Consider the following 16,139-nt stretch of genomic DNA (forward strand, 5'->3'; position numbering starts at 1 on the left):
TCACCGCCGCTTCGCGTTCGCGCGGTCCTGCAGGCCTTCGCCGAGCAGGCTGAACCCCAGGACGCAGACGAACAGGGCCAGGCCGGGCGGGACCGAGGTCCACCACCGGCCGCCGACCACGTCCGCGGCACCCAGGCTGATCATGGCGCCCCACTCCGCCTCGGGGATGCTCACGCCCAGGCCGAGGAAGGAGAGCCCGGCCAAAGTGAGCATGGCCCAGCCGCAGTTCAGCGGCGCGATCACCCGGACCGGGGTGAGGCTGTTGGGGAGCAGGTGCCGCCAGAGCACGCCGATCGGTGACGCTCCGGAGGTGATCGCGGCATCCACGAACGGCAGTTCCCGCAGCGACCGCACCTCGGCGCGGACCAGCCGGGCGTACGCCGGCGCGTTCACCGCCGCGATCGTGATGATCAGGTTGATCGTGCCGTTGCCGAGCAGCGCGGCCACCGCGAGCGCCAGGATGAACGTGGGGAACGACTGGAAGATGTCGACCACCCGCATCAGCACGTCGTCGAGCCAGCCGCCGAAGTAGCCGGCGACCAGGCCGAGCAGCGTGCCGACGACCACCGCGAGCGCCACGGCGGCCAGCGCGATGCCCAGGTCGAGCCGGGCGGCGTAGAGCACCCGGCTCCAGATGTCCATGCCGTTGCCGTCGGTGCCGAGCAGGTGGCTGCCGCCCGGCGCGACGAGCGTGTTCGCCGCGTCGATCTCGGTCTCGCCCCACTGGCTCAGCAGCGGCGCGAACACCGCCAGCAGCGCGACCACCGACAGGATGCTCGCCCCGGCGATGATCATGCGGCGGGCGAATCGGCTGTCCCGGTCGCCGCCGGGCACGACCACCGGCGCGGCGGCGGGACCGTCGGGGACGGTTCGCAGCTCGGCCATCAGAGCCTCACTCTCGGGTCGAGGATCGCGTGGACCACGTCGGCGATGAGGAACACCAGCACGTAGCACAGCGCGATGACCAGCACCGACGCCTGCACCACCGGGTAGTCCCGGTAGAGCAGGCCGCGCAGGGCCCACTGGCCGAAGCCCTGCCACGAGTACACGTACTCAACGAGCACGGTGGAGCCGATCGCCGTACCGAAGACCAGCGCGGCCAGCGACGGCAGCCGGACCAGCGTCGCCCGCAGCAGGTAGCCGTAGTGCAGCGTGCGGTCGCGCAGCCCGTGCGCCTTCGCCGCGGCGTACGACTCCGAGTGCAGCACCTCCAGCGCGGAGGCCCGGACGCTGCGCAGCAGCGGGGCGACCACGCCGACCACGAGGGTCAGCACCGGCAGCACCAGGTACGCCGCGGCCGAGGCGATCGCCGGCCCGTTGGCGGTGAGGACGGCGTCGACGAGGTCGGCGCCGGTGAGGGGGGTCAGGCCGGTGTCCGGGTCGACGCGTCCGTTGGGGGCCGGGAACCAGCCGAGGATGCTGTAGCCGACGAGCACCAGCACCAGGCCGAGCCAGAACTCCGGTACGGAGTTGCCGACCAGCGCGAAGATCCGGACGCTGTGGTCGCCGGCCCGGTTGGCCCGCTTGGCCGACCAGATGCCCAGCACCGTCGCCACCACGAGCGCGATGCTCACCGAGATGACGACGAGTTCCAGGGTCGGACCCACCCGCAGCGCCATCTCCGAGCCCACGGAGCTGCCGCTCTGGATCGACGTCCCGAAGTCACCGGTCAGCAGCCCGCCGAGGTAGTCGAGGAACTGCTGCCACAGGGACTGGTCCAGCCCGAAGCGGGCACGGGCCGCGGCGGCGTCCTCCTCTGTGGCGTTCTGCCCGAGGATGCTGCGGACCGGGTCGCCCGGCAGCACTCGGACCAGGAGGAAGGCCAGGACGACCACTCCGAGCAGAACGGGGATCAGCTGGAGTAGTCGCCTGACGACGAACCGGAAGATGCGCATGGGTGGGTGACGTCCCTAGGCCGAAGCGCTCAGGTAGCGCAGGCGGGCGAGGCCGTCCATCGGCTGCACCCAGCCGGCGACGGACTCCCGGACGGGCAGGTTGAAGTTGGGCTGGCAGATGACCACCCACGGCACGTCGGCGGCGAGGATCTCCTGGACCCGCTTCCACAGCGCGTTGCGGGCGGCCGTGTCGACAGTGGTGTGCGACTTCTCGTAGATCTGCTCGATCTCCGGGTTGCTGTAGTTCGAGTAGTTGAGGTTGGCGCCCTTGACGAAGCTCGTCGCCAGCATGTACTCGACGTCGTCCACCCAGAGCTGCCCGGAGGTGATCTGGAGCGGGATGTTCTTCTTCGTCCGCCGCTCGCCCAGGGTGGCCGGGTCCAGCGGGGTCAGCTTGAGCCGGATGCCCGCCTTCGCCGCCTCGCCCTGCACCTGGACGGCGATCTTCTGCTGCTCCTCGTTGTCGGCCTCGAAGACCAGCTCGGAGTCGAGCGACGCCCGGCCGGCGGCGGCCATGGCGGCCTTCGCCTTCTCCAGGTCGTAGGTGAACGGGTAGCCGCTCTCGTCGTAGCCGGGCATGTCCAGCGGGACCGGGCTCTTGGCCGCGCGGGCGTCGCCGCCGTACACGTTGTTGATGATCTGCTCGTAGGGCACCGCGTACGCGAGCGCCTTGCGGATGTTCACGTCGTTGAACGGCGCGGCGGTCACCGACATCTGGATGGCGACCTGGCGGTTGCTGGCCGCCGAGATGACCTTGATGCCGGCCGCCTTCTTGAGGTCCTGGATGTCGCGCTGGCTGATGCCCAGGGCGATGTCGATGTCACCGGCCTGGAGCTGGAGCCGCTGGTTGGAGGCGGCCGGCACCACGGAGATCCGGATGGTCGGCGTCTTGGCCGGGTCCGGGCCCGGGTAGCCGGTGTTCGCGCTGAGCTCGATCTCCTGGCCCTGGGTGGCCTTGGCGACGTTGAAGTAGCCGCCGGTCGGCGGGTTCTTCGCGAACCACTCCTTGGCCCAGGGGTCGCTGCCGCTGGCGTGCTTCTTGGCCTCGACGGAGTCGAAGACGTACAGCGAGATCGCCTGGATCTGCCGGGTCAGCGCGCTCGGGAACGCCTGGTGGAACTCCACCGTGTAGTCGTCGACGACCTTGACCTGGTCCGCGCTGGTCAGGCCGATGGTGCGGTAGACGCCGGCCACGTTGGCCTGGGCGGCGAACGCGCGGTCCTTCGACCACTTCACGTCGGCGGCCTTCATCTCGTTGCCGCTGGCGAACTTGACGCCGCGACGCAGCTTGAGCGTCCACACCTTCTGCTCGGCGTCCGGCTCGAACGACTCGGCGAACGTCGGGGTGATGTTCTGGGTGTCGAGGATCTGGCTGCCGCCGGCGTTGGTGACCCCGTAGTCGATCAGGTACGGGAAGACGTTCTTGTAGAGCATCAGCGCGGTCAGGTCGAAACCGACGAAGTCCTGGTCCCAGCTCGACAGATAGCTGGAGACGGCGATGCGCAGCGTCTTGGCGGAGGCGCCGCTGGACTTGCCGTCCGTGGACTTGCTGCCGCTGTCCGCGGCGCAGGCGCCGGTGGCGAACAGGAGCGCGACGCTGCCACCCAACTGCAGGACGCCGCGGCGGGAGAGCGCGGGCGAGGAGGCGCCCGGACGGGGTGAACGAGCCATGAGAAGCCCTCCTAGAAGCACGAGGCGAATGGCCCGAGCTGCGGACCTACCTGGTGTTCTACCGGATTAGGCACGAGTGAACAATAGGGTGAACGGTGTTCACTGAACACGCCCGCGCTGTGAAATTAGAGCGCTCCCGAAGTGCGGGATGACCCCGGTGTCAGCGTTCACATGAGTTCACCGAAACGTTACGTACGACGGATCGAACGGGGCCGGAAACGCCGATGACCCCGGGAGGGACACCCGGGGTCATCGTGCGCGCGGCGGTCCGCGCGGCTCAGGGGTGGCCGGTCTCCTCGGACGCGCCGGTGATCATCGAGACGATCTCGTTGCGGCTGGTCCCGGTGATGTCGCGGACGCCGACCTGGCGTCCCCGGCGCAGCACCGCCACCCGGTCGGCGATACGGAACACCTGGTCCAGGTTGTGGCTGACGACGAGCACGGCGGCACCACGTTCCCGCAGCTTCAGGATCAGCTGCTCCACCTTGGCGGTCTCGGCCACGCCCAGCGCCGCTGTCGGTTCGTCCATCAGTACCAGGCCGCTGGCCCAGTCGGTGGCGCGGCAGATCGCCACCGCCTGGCGCTGCCCGCCGGACAGGTCCCGGATCGTCGCCTTCGCGCTGGGGATGCGCACGTCCAGCGCGTCCACCAGCTCCTGCGTCTCCCGGGCCATCCGGCGCCGGTCGAGCAGGCGCAGCGGACCGCGGGTCAGCTCCCGGCCCAGGAACATGTTCATGTAGACCGGCTGCGAGTCGGCCAGGGCCAGGTCCTGGTAGACCACCTCGACTCCCTGCCGCCGGGCGTCGGAGGCGTCCCGGAACGTCACCGGGCGCCCGTGCATCTCCAGCTCACCCTCGGTGGGCTGGTAAACCCCCGAAATGATCTTCACAAGGGTGGACTTGCCGGCGCCGTTGTCGCCGACCAGCGCGGTGATCTGCCCGGCGGCCAGTTCCAGGTCGAAGCGCTCGATCGCGACCACGCCGCCGAACTGCTTGCGGATGCCGCTCAGCCGCAGCGGCGGGGCGCCCGCCCGGGTCGCGTCGTCCTTGTGGATGACAGTGCTCATCATGCCCTCCCTGCGCTGCGAGCCGCCTGGTTACCAGTGCCGGGCCCGTCGCCCGCCTCGATGTCGTCCAGCCCGATCGGCGCCGAACCGTCGGCGGCGTACACACCGGCCACGGCCGGGGCGCCCGACCGCACACCGGTGACACCGGCGGTCAGCGCCCGGGTGACGAACGCCTGCGGCCGGAACCCGAACAGGACCGTGTCTCCGGGTGCGACGCCCGGCGCGGCCGTCACGTCGGCCATCGCGTAGTAGTCGATCGCCTCGGGCGCGGGCATCTCGACGTCGACCAGGTACGCGTCGTCGAGACCACCGCCCCGGGGCACGATCAGCGCCCGGGTGCCGCCCAGGCCGAGCACCGGATCGACGTAGAGCCCACCGCCGAAGACGTACGCCCGCCCGTCCCACAGGTGGGACACCTCGCTGACGTAGAGCACGGCGGGCTCCTCGACCAGGTCGGTGACCGCGTGCCAGGGCGTCGTGCCGGTGAGCCCGTGGCCGGGTTCGACCTGCGTCACGCCCGCCTCGGCCAGCATGGCCAGGATCGCCGCCGACGTCGTACCCGGGGCGTTGATCTCGACGTGCGACCACCCGGCGGCGCGCAACGCCACGGCGGCGGCCCGCAGGGTGCCGAGGTTCGGGGTCGGCACGACCCGCCCGGCGGCCGGATCGAACAGCTGGGTCGGGAAGCTGGTGACCCCGGCGAACCGGGCGCCGTCGAGGGCGTCGAGCCGGTGGGCGACAGCGACGATCTCCTCGGCCGGCCAGCCGCCCTCGTGGCCCCGGTAGAACCGGTCGCCCGGCGCCGCGATCCGGGCGAGCAGCGCCTGCTCCCGCCCGGCCGCCGCGCTCGCGGCGGCCGCCTCCGCGGCCTTGGCGTCGTTGAAGACCGTCCAGTACGCGGGCGCGAGCGCGGCGGCGACCGCGGCCTCGTGCCGGGGGATCTGCACCAGATGACCGAGGTGACCGATGCCGAGCCCGCCGTGCCGGTCGGCGAGCGCGCACTGGAGGTCGACGCCGACCGCCTCGGTGATGCCCGCGTCGCGGACCGTCCGGCAGAAGTCGGGGTTGCGCCCGACCTGCTTGGTCATGGCGTAGACCGACAGCCCGTGCCGGCCGGCCTCGGCCCGGATGGCGGCGGCGTTCGCCGCTACCGTGTCGAGGTCCAGCGCGTAGCAGTTGGCGGGCAGGTCACCGCTGTCGTGCAGGTTCGCGGCGGCGGCGAGCAGGCCCGGATTGCGGCGTCGCAGCAGGTCCAGAAACATGCGGTTGCTTCCTTCCGGGTCAGCTTCGCCGCTCGCGCAGCGAGAGGGAGACGGCCACCAGGATGATCGCGCCGCGCGCCATCATCTGCTGGGACACGGACAGGCCGGCCAGGATCAGGCCGTTGTTGAGCATGCCCATCAGCAGGCTGCCCAGCACCGCGCCGATGATCGAGCCCTTGCCGCCGAAGAGGCTGGTGCCACCGACGATGACGGCGGCGATGACGGACATCAGGTCGGCCTCGCCGAGGGTGTACCGGGCGCCCTGGAGGCGGCCGGCGTAGAGCAGGCCGGCGAGCGCCGCACACATCGCGCTGCCCATCAACACCATGATCTTGACGCGGATCACCTTGATGCCGCTGACCCGGGCCGCCGCCACGTTGTCGCCGATGGCGAGCGTGTGCGCGCCGTACCGGGTCTGCCGCAGCACGAGGTAGCCGACCACCGCGGCCGCCACCGACCAGAGCACCAGGCCGGGGATGCCGAGGATCTCGCCCTGGCCGAAGAAGGACAGGAACGCGTCGTTGCTGACCGGCACCGACTGGAGGCCGGTGACCTCGCGGGCCAGACCGGCCACCGCGCCCATGGTGGCGAGCGTGACCAGGAAGCTGGGCAGCCGGACGAGCGTCACGAAGACGCCGTTGACCAGGCCGACCGCCGCGCCCGCGGCGAGGCCCGCCGCCACACCGAGCAGCATGCTGTCGGTCTCCCGCATCGTCACCGCGCCGACGAGCGCGGAGAGCGCGACGACCGAGCCGATGGACAGGTCGATCTCACCCGCGGCCAGTACGAAGACCAGCCCGACCGCCATGATCGTGATCGGCGCGGTCTGGATGACGATGTTGGTGAGGTTGCTCGTGGTCAGGAAGCCGTTGCCGCCCTGGGTGATGGCGAAGAACAGGAACACGACCGCGAAGCCGATGTAGACCACGTAGTCGCGCCAGTTGATCCGGCGCCAGGCCGGGACGGCGCTGGTCTTCACCGCCGCATCGGTGTGGGTCATCTATCGTCCCTCCGCTGTCTGGAAAGAGGTGTTCCGGTGGGCCGGTGCGTCGTCGCGGACGTCGGCCTCCCGGCGGGCGACCGCGACGGCGCCGAGCAGGCCGGCCCGGTCGCCGAGCCGGCTGGTCTTGATCAACGGGGCGTCCGCGCTGAGCGCGGCGACCCAGCGCCGGACCGGTTCGACGAGTTCGGCACGGGAGCCGATGCCGCCGCCCAGGACGACCGCCTCCGGGTCCAGGACGGCGGTGACCGCGACGACCGCCAGGGCGATCAGGCGGGCCTCCTCGTCGATGGCCGCGAGGGCGCCCGGGTCACCGGCCGCGGCCCGGTCGAAGACGTCGGGCACGCTCGCCTGCTCGCCGGACACCGCGCGGTAGCGGGCGGCGAGGGCCGCGCCCGCGACCGCCTCCTCCAGCGCGCCCTTCACCTGGTTGTCCTTGTCGAACGGGTCGGTGCCCAGGGGCAGGTAGGAGATCTCCCCGGCCGCGCCACGCGCGCCGCGGACCAGTTCGCCGTCGAGCACGATGCCCATACCGACGCCGGTGCCGACCGCCACGAACACGAAGTGCCGGTGGCTACGACCGCTGCCCAGCCACCGCTCCCCGGCGGCGGCCATGTTGACGTCGTTGTCCAGCACGACCGGGTGGCCCAGCCGGCGGGTCAGCTCGGCCCGCACGTCGAGGGCCTCCAGGTCGGAGACGTTGGGCGACAGCTCGATGGCGCCGGTGGCCGGGTCGGGTACGCCGGGCAGGCCGATCGCGCTGGCCCGCACGTCGGACCAGTCGACGCCGGCCCGGGCGGCCAGCTCGCGCAGCAGCGCGTCGATCTGCGCCGCCACCGCCGTGCCGCCCCGGGGGTCGGTCGGCTGCACCTGCTCGGCCAGGACGAGACCGTCGAGGTCGGCGAGCGCGGCCCGCAGCTTGGTGCCGCCGAGGTCGACGCCGGCGACGTAGCCGCACGGACGCGGATGCGCGGCCATCAGCCGACCGTCAGGAGCCGGGCCGGGTTGGCCGTCAGCATCTGGTCGATCGCCTCCGGCGGCACACCGAGCCGGGCGAGACCCGGCACGATCTCCCGGCCCAGGTACGAGTACCCGAGGCGGCCGTGCGTGCCCGGGTTCAGGTACGCCTCGGCGCCGGTCAGGTCCATCGAGAGCAGGATCCGGTCGGCGTACCCGTCCCGGACCAGCCCGGCGAGCATGTCCAGCCGGGCCCGGTCGGGCCGGTGGTACGCGCGCTTGGCGAACTCGCCCTCCGGCGGGTCGGCCGGCAGCGGGGCGAGTACGAAGTCCCAGAACTGCTTGCCGAGCGTGTCGAAGGCGATGTTGACGCCGGTGGCCAGCACGGCCCGCAGGTAGTCCGGGTCGGGGTTGATGTCCAGGTGGCCGATGACGACGCGGGAGAGGTCGGCCTTCTCCTCGCGCAGGATCTCGACCTGCTCCAGCGCCATCGTGCCGTGGGTGGTGTGGGTGTTCACCGCCAGGCCGGTGGCGACGTGGGCGCGGGCGGCGGCCCGCAGGCACTTCTCCTCGTGCGGGGTGATCTCGTTCAGGCCGGTGGCCTGCTCGCCGAAGATGCCGACCTTGATCCCGGTGTCCCCGACGCCGATCGTGGCGTCGGCGACGAAGCGCTCCCGCATCTCGTCCACGCTCGCGGACAGCGCCCAGCCCGGGGAGTACGGCTCCAGGTAGATCGCCGACCCGGCGACCACGTGCAGGCCGGTACGCAGTGCCACCTCACGCAGCAGCGTCACGTCGTGACCGACCACCTCGTACGGGGACAGGTCCACGATCGTGCCGAAGCCCAGCTCCGGCAGTCCGTTCACCGCGCCGGCGGCGAGGTCGGCGCGGTCGTCCCCGGCGCCACCGGACAGCCACGGCCCGGGCACCAGCGCGCCGAGGTGCTCGTGGCTCAGCACCCGGCCGAGCGACTCGGGAGGCACCGGCCCGAGGACTGTCTGGACGTACCCCATGTGCTTCTTCCTCTCGTCTCGCGGTGGTCGCGGTCCCGGCGGTGGGCCGGGCCGCGTCCGGCGAGGTCCGGGGCCCGTTCGGGGAGGCCCCGGACCTCGCGGCCCGGCGTCAGTTGCCGAGCACCTCGGCCGGGGGCTCCTGGCCGTAGTCGTCGCGCCAGGCGTCGGCGATGTTGTCCTTGGTGGCGGCCATCGGCGATCCGACGACCAGCTCCGGGGCCTTCTTGCCGAGCAGGCCGTACGCGGCCACGATGCCCAGGTTCTCGCCGAGGCGGGTCGAGCCGTTGGCGACGACACCGGCGACGTTGCCGCCCTTGACCATGTCGACGGCGAGGTTCGCCTCCAGGTCGTTCGTGACGATCTTGACGTCGGTACGGCCCTGCTGCCGGGTCGCGGCGAGCACGCCCTCGGCGGCGGTGGCCCAGGCGACGTAGACGCCCTTGAGGTCGGCGTGGCGGGTCAGCATCGCGGTGGCGATGTCCTCGGTGCGCGCCGGGTCGGAGAACCCGGCCTCCTCGACGATCTCGATGTCCGGGTAGAGGTAGCCCAGCCAGTCCTTGAACGCCTTGTCCCGCTGGTTGGTGAACCAGAAGTCGGCGTCGTGGTAGACGTAGCCGACCTTGCCCTTGCCGCCGAGCGCCTTGCCGAGCATCTCCGCGTTGGCCTTGCCGAACGCGGTCAGGTCGGCGGTGACGATGCCGACGATCTGCTCGCCGGACTTGTAGCCCTTCGGCGGGGTGGTCATCACGACGAGCTTGACGCCGGCGTCCACGGCGGGCTTGAAGGCCGCCGCCGCCGCGGTCGGGTCGACGGCGATGGTGACGATCAGGTCGGGCTTGAGCGCCAGCACTGTCTGCACGTTGTTGGCCTGCCGTGCCGCGTCGAACTCGGCGCTGGTGCTGGCCAGCACCTTGATGCCGAGCTGGTCGAACTCCTTGCGGACGCCGGACTCCACGGCCTTGGTCAGCGCGGAGCCCTCGTGCCAGACGAAGGCGGCGGAGTACTCGCCGTCCTTGACCTTCTGCCGCTCCTCGGGGGTGAGCGAGAGCTGGTCGGCGGCGGTCGGCGTCTCGCCGCCGGGGCCGACGAACGACAGGCTGGGTTCGGTACGCGGGCCGCTCGACGCGCCGCCGCTCCCGGAGGTCTCGTTCGAGCAGGCGCCGACCATGAGCGCCAGGGCGCAGAGCGCGCCGAGGGCGGCACCACGTCTACGGCTGAGAATCATTGCTCTTCCCTTCACAGCAACGGGGTCTGGAACCGGTGATTCCGGACTGACACGGGGGTCCGATGCGACCGGCACGGCGCGTGCGGGGGCACCCGCCGCCGTCCCTGGGGGCCGGCGACCTCTATTTCCGTTCAGGGTGAAAGTATTATCGCGTTCATCACAGGGAGTCAAGAGTGCTGGTCAGAGATTCGACCCACTCCGTCCGGCACTCCTCCACCGCGCTTCACCTCGGGTTTCGCGCTTGGGCCGGGCGGGAGCCGGAGACGGGGCGCGCCGGGGAAGTCCGCCGGGACGACATGGCCCGGGGTGGTTGCTCATCCACCGGCGCAGCTTTAGCATTCGGTCGGAAATAAAATCGGCGGAGGTGGGCGTGGAATCTCGGGCACCCCGGGCGGCGAACCGGTCCACGGTGCTGGCCCACGTGCTGACCCATGGTCCGGTGAGCCGTACGGCCATCGGCCAGGAGACCGACCTCTCCCCCGCCACCGTGTCGCGGATCGTGGAACAACTGCTCGACGAAGGGCTGCTGACCGAGACCGACGGCGCGCCGACCACCACCCGGGGCCGGCGGGCGACCCGGGTGGCGATCGCCGCCGGACGCGGCGTGGTCTGCGGGGTCGACGTCGGAGGCTCCAACGTCCGGCTGGTCGTCGCCGACCTCGCCGCCCGGCCGCTGACCGGCCGGACCGTGCCCACGCCCGCCGACTACGACGCCCCCCGGCTGGCCCAGTGGCTGGCCGACCTGATCGTCGCGACAGTCGGCGCCGACCGGGAACGGCTCGACTGCGTCGCGGTGGGCCTGCCCGGCGCCGTCCGGCAGGGCGACCGGGCGGTCTCCAACGCCCCGAACCTGCCCCAGGTGGAGGACCCGCTGTTCCTGCGGCTGCTGGAGAAGCACCTGGGCACCGCGGTCGAGGTGGACAACGACTCCAACTACGCGCTGCTCGGGGAGCTGCGCTTCGGCGCCGCCCGGGACGCGCAGACCGCGGTGATGCTCACCATCGGGGCGGGGCTCGGCGCCGGCGTCGCCATCGACCGCCGGCTGTTCCGGGGGCGCAGCGGCCTGGTCGGCGAGTTCGGCCACCTGCCCGCCGGTCCGCTCGGCGCACCGCTCGAACGGATCATCAGCGGCTCCGGCATCCTCGCCCGGGCCCGCGAGCTCGGCCTGTCGTTCGACAACGCGGCCGACGTGTTCCGCTCGGCCGACCCCCGCCTGGCGCCGGTCCGGCAGTACGTCGAGCAGGCGCTGCTGGTCATCCTCACCGCGGCGGTGGTCGCCTACGAACCGGAGGTGATCGTCCTCGGCGGCGGCATCTCCCACGCGCTCACACCCGACCTGGTCCGGCTGCGCGGCCGGCTGCACGAGATCGTGCCCGCTGCCGAGGCGACAGTGCACGGCGCGGAACTCGGCGACCTCTCCGGCGCGCTGGGCGCCGTGGTCGCGGCGCTGCACACCGCGTACCGGCGACTCGGGCTCGCGGAGGCCGACCTGGCCCGCGTACCCCAGCCGGACGCCCTCGCCGGCTGCGACCTGCGGGCCCTGGCCGACCACGCCTGAGCAGGCGGCGCCGCCCGCGCCGTACGCTCCTGTGAGCGCTCACCCGGCGGCCCACCCGGCACTCCTCCGGGCCCGGCCGGTTGAACATGTTATCGATAACCTGCTATGTTCCGGCACGGGAGCGAAGGGCACGCTCCCCGTCACCCCCGCAATCGGCAAGGCGACCCGAGGCACCTTCCTCGCCGCCCCGCCGGTCGGTGACCGGTCCGGGCCGCTCCGCCGATGCACGCCGACGCAGGCGGCCACGGACGACTTCGGCCCCGGCCGCACGCGCGGCTCCGCGCCCTCTTCGCAGGCGACGTCGGCATCGACGGACGGTCCGGCCTGCACCGCCACCCAGGGCAAGGAGTCAAGCAATGGCGAAACGAACACCGCTTCTCTCATCCATCGCCGCCGCGGCCGTGCTCCTCGCGGCGGTCGCCGGCGGCGCGCTCAACGGCGGCCTCGGCGAGACGGCACAGGCGTCGACGAACGGCACACTCGCCGCGACCGCCGGCTGCGGCAAGGCACCCACGCTGTCCAGCGGGACGCGCACCATCTCCAGCGGCGGACAGAACCGCAGCTACATCCTGCGCATCCCGGACGGGTACGACCGCAACCGCCCGTACCGGCTGATCTTCGGGTTCCACTGGCTCAACGGCTCGGCGAACAACGTCGCCTCGGCCGGCTACTACGGCCTGCTGCCGCTGTCGAACAACAGCACGATCTTCGTCGCGCCGCAGGGCATCGACAACGGCTGGGCCAACACCAACGGCCGCGACCTGACGCTGTTCGACGACATCTCCCGGCAGATCGAGAACGACCTCTGCGTCGACACCAGCCAGCGGTTCGCGCTCGGCTGGAGCTACGGCGGGGCGATGAGCTACGCGGTGGCCTGCGCCCGGCCCACTGTCGTCCGCGCGGTCACCGTCATCTCCGGCGCCAACCTCAGCGGCTGCAACGGCGGCACCCAGCCGGTCGCCTACTTCGGCATCCACGGCATCTACGACAGCGTGCTGAACATCTCCGCGGGCCGGTCGCTGCGGGACACGTTCGTCCGCAACAACGGCTGCACCGCGCAGAGCCCGCGCGAGCCGAGCCGGGGCAGCCTCACCCACATCACCACCACGTACTCCGGCTGCCGCGAGGGCTACCCGGTGCAGTGGGCCGCGTTCGACGGCGACCACACCCCCAGCCCGGTGGACGGGTCGTCCAGCCCGAACGACTCCCGGACCTGGACGTCGGGGGAGATCTGGCGGTTCTTCAGCCAGTTCGCGTCCACCACACCGCCGCCCACCACCGCGCCGCCGACCACCGCCCCGCCCACCACGCCTCCGCCCACCACGCCTCCGCCGACCACGCCCCCGCCGACCGGTGAGCCGGGCGCCTGCACCGCCACCTACCGGACCGTGAACACCTGGCCCGGCGGCTACCAGGCCGAGGTCACGGTGGCCAACAACGGCGCCGCCACGCTCAACGGCTGGACCGTACGCCTGACCCTGGCCTCCGGCCAGGCGATCAGCAGCCTCTGGAACGGCGTCAACACCGGCACCTCCGGCTCGGTGTCGGTCCGCAACGCGGCGTACAACGGGACGCTGGGCGCGAACGCCTCGACGACGTTCGGGTTCACCGCCACCGGGAACGGCGCCACGGCGCCCAGCGGCGTCAGCTGCACCAGCCCCTGACCGGGCCGGCCCGCCGATCCCCGCACGGGGAGCCGGGCCGAGGGGTGGCACCGCGGCACCCCCGGCCCGGCACCGGCGGGACGACCGACGCCCCGCCGGACGCCGGGATGTGCTCTAATTAACTCTGGTCGATGTTTGCGCTAACATTCACGACCCCGCAGGCCACCACCACCGGCACCCCTGGGGCCACCGCACCGCTGCTGTTAGCGTTTACACCGACGGCCATCCACAACTCGCGAGGCACCGTCCCGGACGGTCGGGGCGCCCGCGCGTACCCGAGGAGCCGTCATGGTGATCCCCCGTCCCCGGCCCGTCCGATCCGGGCCATCGCGTCTCGCCGCACCCGCCCTCGCTCTCGCCCTGGCCGCCACCGGCGGCGGCCTGACGCTCGCCGCGACCCCCGCGCAGGCGGCCACCTCGATCACCGTCAACGGCGCCTCCGGCGGCCAGACGTTCGACGGGGTCGGCGCGGTCAGCGGCGGCGGCGGCAACAGCCGGCTGCTGATCGACTATCCCGAGCCGCAACGCGGGCAGATCCTGGACTACCTGTTCAAGCCCGGCCACGGCGCCGCGTTGCAGATCCTCAAGGTCGAGATGGGCGGCGACACCAACTCCACCAGCGGCTCCGAGCCGAGCCACGAGCACGTCCGGGGCGATCTCAACTGCAACCGCGGCTACCAGTGGTGGATCATGGAGCAGGCCAAGGCCCGCAACCCCGCCATCAAGCTGGCGGCACTGCCCTGGGGCGCTCCCGGGTGGATCGGCAACGGCAACTTCATGTCCCAGGACATGATCAACTACTTCGTGGACTGGCTGGGCTGCGCGCGGCAGCACAACCTGACCATGGACTACATCACCGCCGCCCAGAACGAGAAGCGGACCGACGCGAACTGGACCATCAGCCTGCGTCAGGCGCTGAACGCCAACGGCTACAGCGGCGTGAAGATCATCTACGGGGACGACTACCCGGGCAGCTGGGGCCCGGCGAACGCCGTCGCCGGCAACACCACGCTGCGCAACAGCATCGACGTGCTCAGCGGCCACTACCCGTGCGGCTACCTCAGCGCGCAGACCACCTGCACCGTCTCGTCCACCGCCACCAGCACCGGCAAGACGCTGTGGAACAGCGAGGGCGGCTCGCAGGACTACAACGACGGCGCCAAGCCGCTGGCCCGCGGCATCAACCGCGGCTACATCGACGGCCGGATGGTCGCCTACCTCAACTGGGACCTGATCGCCGCGATCACACCGAACCTGCCCTGGTCCACGGTCGGGCTGATCCTGGCCAACCAGCCCTGGTCCGGCTGGTACTCGGTCGGCAAGAACACCTGGGCGCTGGCGCACACCACCCAGTTCACCGCGCCCGGCTGGCGCTACCTCGACTCGTCCTCGGGCTACCTGGGCGGCAACCGCAACAACGGCAGCTACGTGTCGCTGCGCTCCCCCACCGGCGGCGACTACAGCACCGTCATCGAGACCATGGACGCCACATCGGCGCAGCAGCTCACCGTGAACGTCACCGGCGGGCTCTCCACCGGTCAGGTGCACGTCTGGTCCACGAACCTGAACTCGACGAACCCGAACGACTTCTTCGTCCGCGGTGCGGACATCACCCCGTCGGGCGGATCGTTCTCGCTCACCGTCCAGCCCGGACACCTCTACACCGTCACCACGACCACCGGGCAGGGCAAGGGCACCGCCACCAGCCCGGCACAGGGCTCGCTCGGCCTGCCGTACCGCGACGACTTCGACGGCTACGCGGCCGGGCGGATACCGAAGTACCTCCAGGACATGCAGGGCGCGTTCGAGACCGTCGGCTGCGGCGGCGGCCGGGCCGGCATGTGCCTGCGGCAGATGTCCGCGCAGGCCCCGATCACCTGGAAGACGCTCGCCGACCCGGCCACCTACGGCGGGAACCTGAGCTGGGGCAACTACACCGTCTCCGCCGACGTCCTGCTCGAACAGTCCGGCTACGCCCAGATCCAGGGCCGCGTCGGCACCACGAACCTCGACCCGATCGGCCGGTACAACGGCTACTTCCTGCGGGTCACCGACTCCGGCTCGTGGTCGATCCTGCGCAACAACACCGCCGGGCAGCTCGCCACGCTGCGCAGCGGGAACGTCGCCGCGCTCGGCACCGACCGCTGGCACAGCCTCGCGCTGGGCTTCGCCGGCTCCACCATCACCGCCACCATCGACGGCACGACTGTCGGCACGGTCACCGACTCCACGTTCGGCACCGGCCAGGTCGGCTTCGGCACCAGCCAGGGCGAGACCGCCCAGTTCGACGACCTGTCGGTGGTCGCCGGCCCGGGCGGCAACCCCGGGGGTACGAGCGGCGCCCTGCTCAACCCCAACTCCAGCCGCTGCCTGGACGTGCCGAACCAGTCCCAGACCAACGGCACCCAGGTGACGTTGTGGGAGTGCAACGGCGGCGCGAACCAGCAGTGGACGGCGACCTCCGGCCGGCAGCTCCAGGTGTACGGCGGCAAGTGCCTCGACGCCGAGGGCCAGGGCACCTCGTCCGGCACCCGGGTCATCATCTGGGACTGCAACGGCGGCGCCAACCAGCAGTGGAACGTCAACACCGACGGCACGATCACCGGCGTCCAGTCCGGACTGTGCCTGAGCCCGAACGGCGGCGGGACCGGCAACGGCACCCCGATCGTCCTGTCCGCCTGCACCGGCGGCAGCAGCCAGAAGTGGAGCCGGGCGTGACGGCCCGACCTTCGCCGACCGTACCCATCCGCCGCGGCGCGGCCTACCGGGGAGACGACCTGTGACCTCAACGCTATGGAGACCCGACCGCCGGACCAGACGATGGCTCG

The 16,139-nt window shown here is 71.7% G+C and carries 12 protein-coding genes; 3 read left to right on the forward strand and 9 right to left on the reverse strand.

Annotated features, from left to right (window positions below):
• From IF06_RS0111425 to IF06_RS0111465, 9 genes are all read right to left on the reverse strand, one after another.
• Entirely contained in the window at nucleotides 1-885 is an 885-nt protein-coding gene (locus IF06_RS0111425) for an ABC transporter permease (protein ID WP_030270843.1), read from the reverse strand.
• On the reverse strand, nucleotides 885-1,895 hold the full coding sequence (locus IF06_RS0111430; protein ID WP_013285149.1) for an ABC transporter permease: 1,011 nt from the start codon (nucleotides 1,893-1,895) through the stop codon (nucleotides 885-887). The genes IF06_RS0111425 and IF06_RS0111430 overlap by 1 nt, the downstream gene beginning before the upstream one ends.
• Before the next feature lie 15 nt (nucleotides 1,896-1,910).
• Entirely contained in the window at nucleotides 1,911-3,566 is a 1,656-nt protein-coding gene (locus tag IF06_RS0111435) for an ABC transporter substrate-binding protein (protein WP_030270845.1), read from the reverse strand.
• A 277-nt stretch (nucleotides 3,567-3,843) separates the two neighbouring features.
• Entirely contained in the window at nucleotides 3,844-4,632 is a 789-nt protein-coding gene (locus tag IF06_RS0111440; RefSeq protein WP_030270847.1) for an ATP-binding cassette domain-containing protein, read from the reverse strand.
• Complete coding sequence (locus IF06_RS0111445) at nucleotides 4,632-5,894, reverse strand: alanine racemase (protein WP_030270848.1); 1,263 nt, start codon at nucleotides 5,892-5,894, stop codon at nucleotides 4,632-4,634. The genes IF06_RS0111440 and IF06_RS0111445 overlap by 1 nt, the downstream gene beginning before the upstream one ends.
• Before the next feature lie 19 nt (nucleotides 5,895-5,913).
• Nucleotides 5,914-6,894 (reverse strand): ABC transporter permease, encoded by a 981-nt coding sequence (locus tag IF06_RS0111450; RefSeq protein WP_013285145.1) that lies wholly within the window; start codon nucleotides 6,892-6,894, stop codon nucleotides 5,914-5,916.
• A complete protein-coding gene (locus IF06_RS0111455) occupies nucleotides 6,895-7,872 on the reverse strand; it encodes an ROK family protein (RefSeq protein ID WP_030270849.1) in 978 nt (325 codons plus the stop codon).
• Nucleotides 7,872-8,864 (reverse strand): phosphotriesterase family protein, encoded by a 993-nt coding sequence (locus IF06_RS0111460; RefSeq protein ID WP_030270850.1) that lies wholly within the window; start codon nucleotides 8,862-8,864, stop codon nucleotides 7,872-7,874. Before IF06_RS0111460 ends, IF06_RS0111455 begins: the two co-directional genes overlap by 1 nt.
• A 109-nt stretch (nucleotides 8,865-8,973) precedes the next feature.
• Nucleotides 8,974-10,089: a substrate-binding domain-containing protein gene (locus tag IF06_RS0111465; protein ID WP_030270851.1), complete on the reverse strand. Its 1,116-nt coding sequence runs from the start codon at nucleotides 10,087-10,089 to the stop codon at nucleotides 8,974-8,976.
• Between the two features lie 370 nt (nucleotides 10,090-10,459).
• Here IF06_RS0111465 and IF06_RS0111470 point away from each other — a divergent pair, with 370 nt between their 5' ends.
• The 3 genes from IF06_RS0111470 to IF06_RS0111480 all read left to right on the forward strand — a co-directional run bounded on the left by IF06_RS0111470 (nucleotide 10,460) and on the right by IF06_RS0111480 (nucleotide 16,029).
• Entirely contained in the window at nucleotides 10,460-11,647 is a 1,188-nt protein-coding gene (locus tag IF06_RS0111470; protein ID WP_030270852.1) for an ROK family transcriptional regulator, read from the forward strand.
• Nucleotides 11,648-12,003: 356 nt separating this feature from the next.
• Complete coding sequence (locus tag IF06_RS0111475) at nucleotides 12,004-13,311, forward strand: cellulose binding domain-containing protein (RefSeq protein WP_030270854.1); 1,308 nt, start codon at nucleotides 12,004-12,006, stop codon at nucleotides 13,309-13,311.
• Nucleotides 13,312-13,599: 288 nt separating this feature from the next.
• Complete coding sequence (locus IF06_RS0111480; protein ID WP_030270856.1) at nucleotides 13,600-16,029, forward strand: ricin-type beta-trefoil lectin domain protein; 2,430 nt, start codon at nucleotides 13,600-13,602, stop codon at nucleotides 16,027-16,029.
• Nucleotides 16,030-16,139 lie beyond the last annotated feature (110 nt).

Source organism: Micromonospora globosa (assembly GCF_000717585.1).
Taxonomy (GTDB): Bacteria; Actinomycetota; Actinomycetes; order Mycobacteriales; family Micromonosporaceae; genus Micromonospora; species Micromonospora aurantiaca.

Coding starts and splice junctions, on each gene's coding strand:
- IF06_RS0111425 (WP_030270843.1), bottom strand. CDS start 885: ATGGCCGAGCTGCGAACCGTCCCCGACGGTCCCGCCGCCGCGCCGGTG.
- IF06_RS0111430 (WP_013285149.1), bottom strand. CDS start 1,895: ATGCGCATCTTCCGGTTCGTCGTCAGGCGACTACTCCAGCTGATCCCC.
- IF06_RS0111435 (WP_030270845.1), bottom strand. CDS start 3,566: ATGGCTCGTTCACCCCGTCCGGGCGCCTCCTCGCCCGCGCTCTCCCGC.
- IF06_RS0111440 (WP_030270847.1), bottom strand. CDS start 4,632: ATGAGCACTGTCATCCACAAGGACGACGCGACCCGGGCGGGCGCCCCG.
- IF06_RS0111445 (WP_030270848.1), bottom strand. CDS start 5,894: ATGTTTCTGGACCTGCTGCGACGCCGCAATCCGGGCCTGCTCGCCGCC.
- IF06_RS0111450 (WP_013285145.1), bottom strand. CDS start 6,894: ATGACCCACACCGATGCGGCGGTGAAGACCAGCGCCGTCCCGGCCTGG.
- IF06_RS0111455 (WP_030270849.1), bottom strand. CDS start 7,872: ATGGCCGCGCATCCGCGTCCGTGCGGCTACGTCGCCGGCGTCGACCTC.
- IF06_RS0111460 (WP_030270850.1), bottom strand. CDS start 8,864: ATGGGGTACGTCCAGACAGTCCTCGGGCCGGTGCCTCCCGAGTCGCTC.
- IF06_RS0111465 (WP_030270851.1), bottom strand. CDS start 10,089: ATGATTCTCAGCCGTAGACGTGGTGCCGCCCTCGGCGCGCTCTGCGCC.
- IF06_RS0111475 (WP_030270854.1), top strand. CDS start 12,004: ATGGCGAAACGAACACCGCTTCTCTCATCCATCGCCGCCGCGGCCGTG.
- IF06_RS0111480 (WP_030270856.1), top strand. CDS start 13,600: ATGGTGATCCCCCGTCCCCGGCCCGTCCGATCCGGGCCATCGCGTCTC.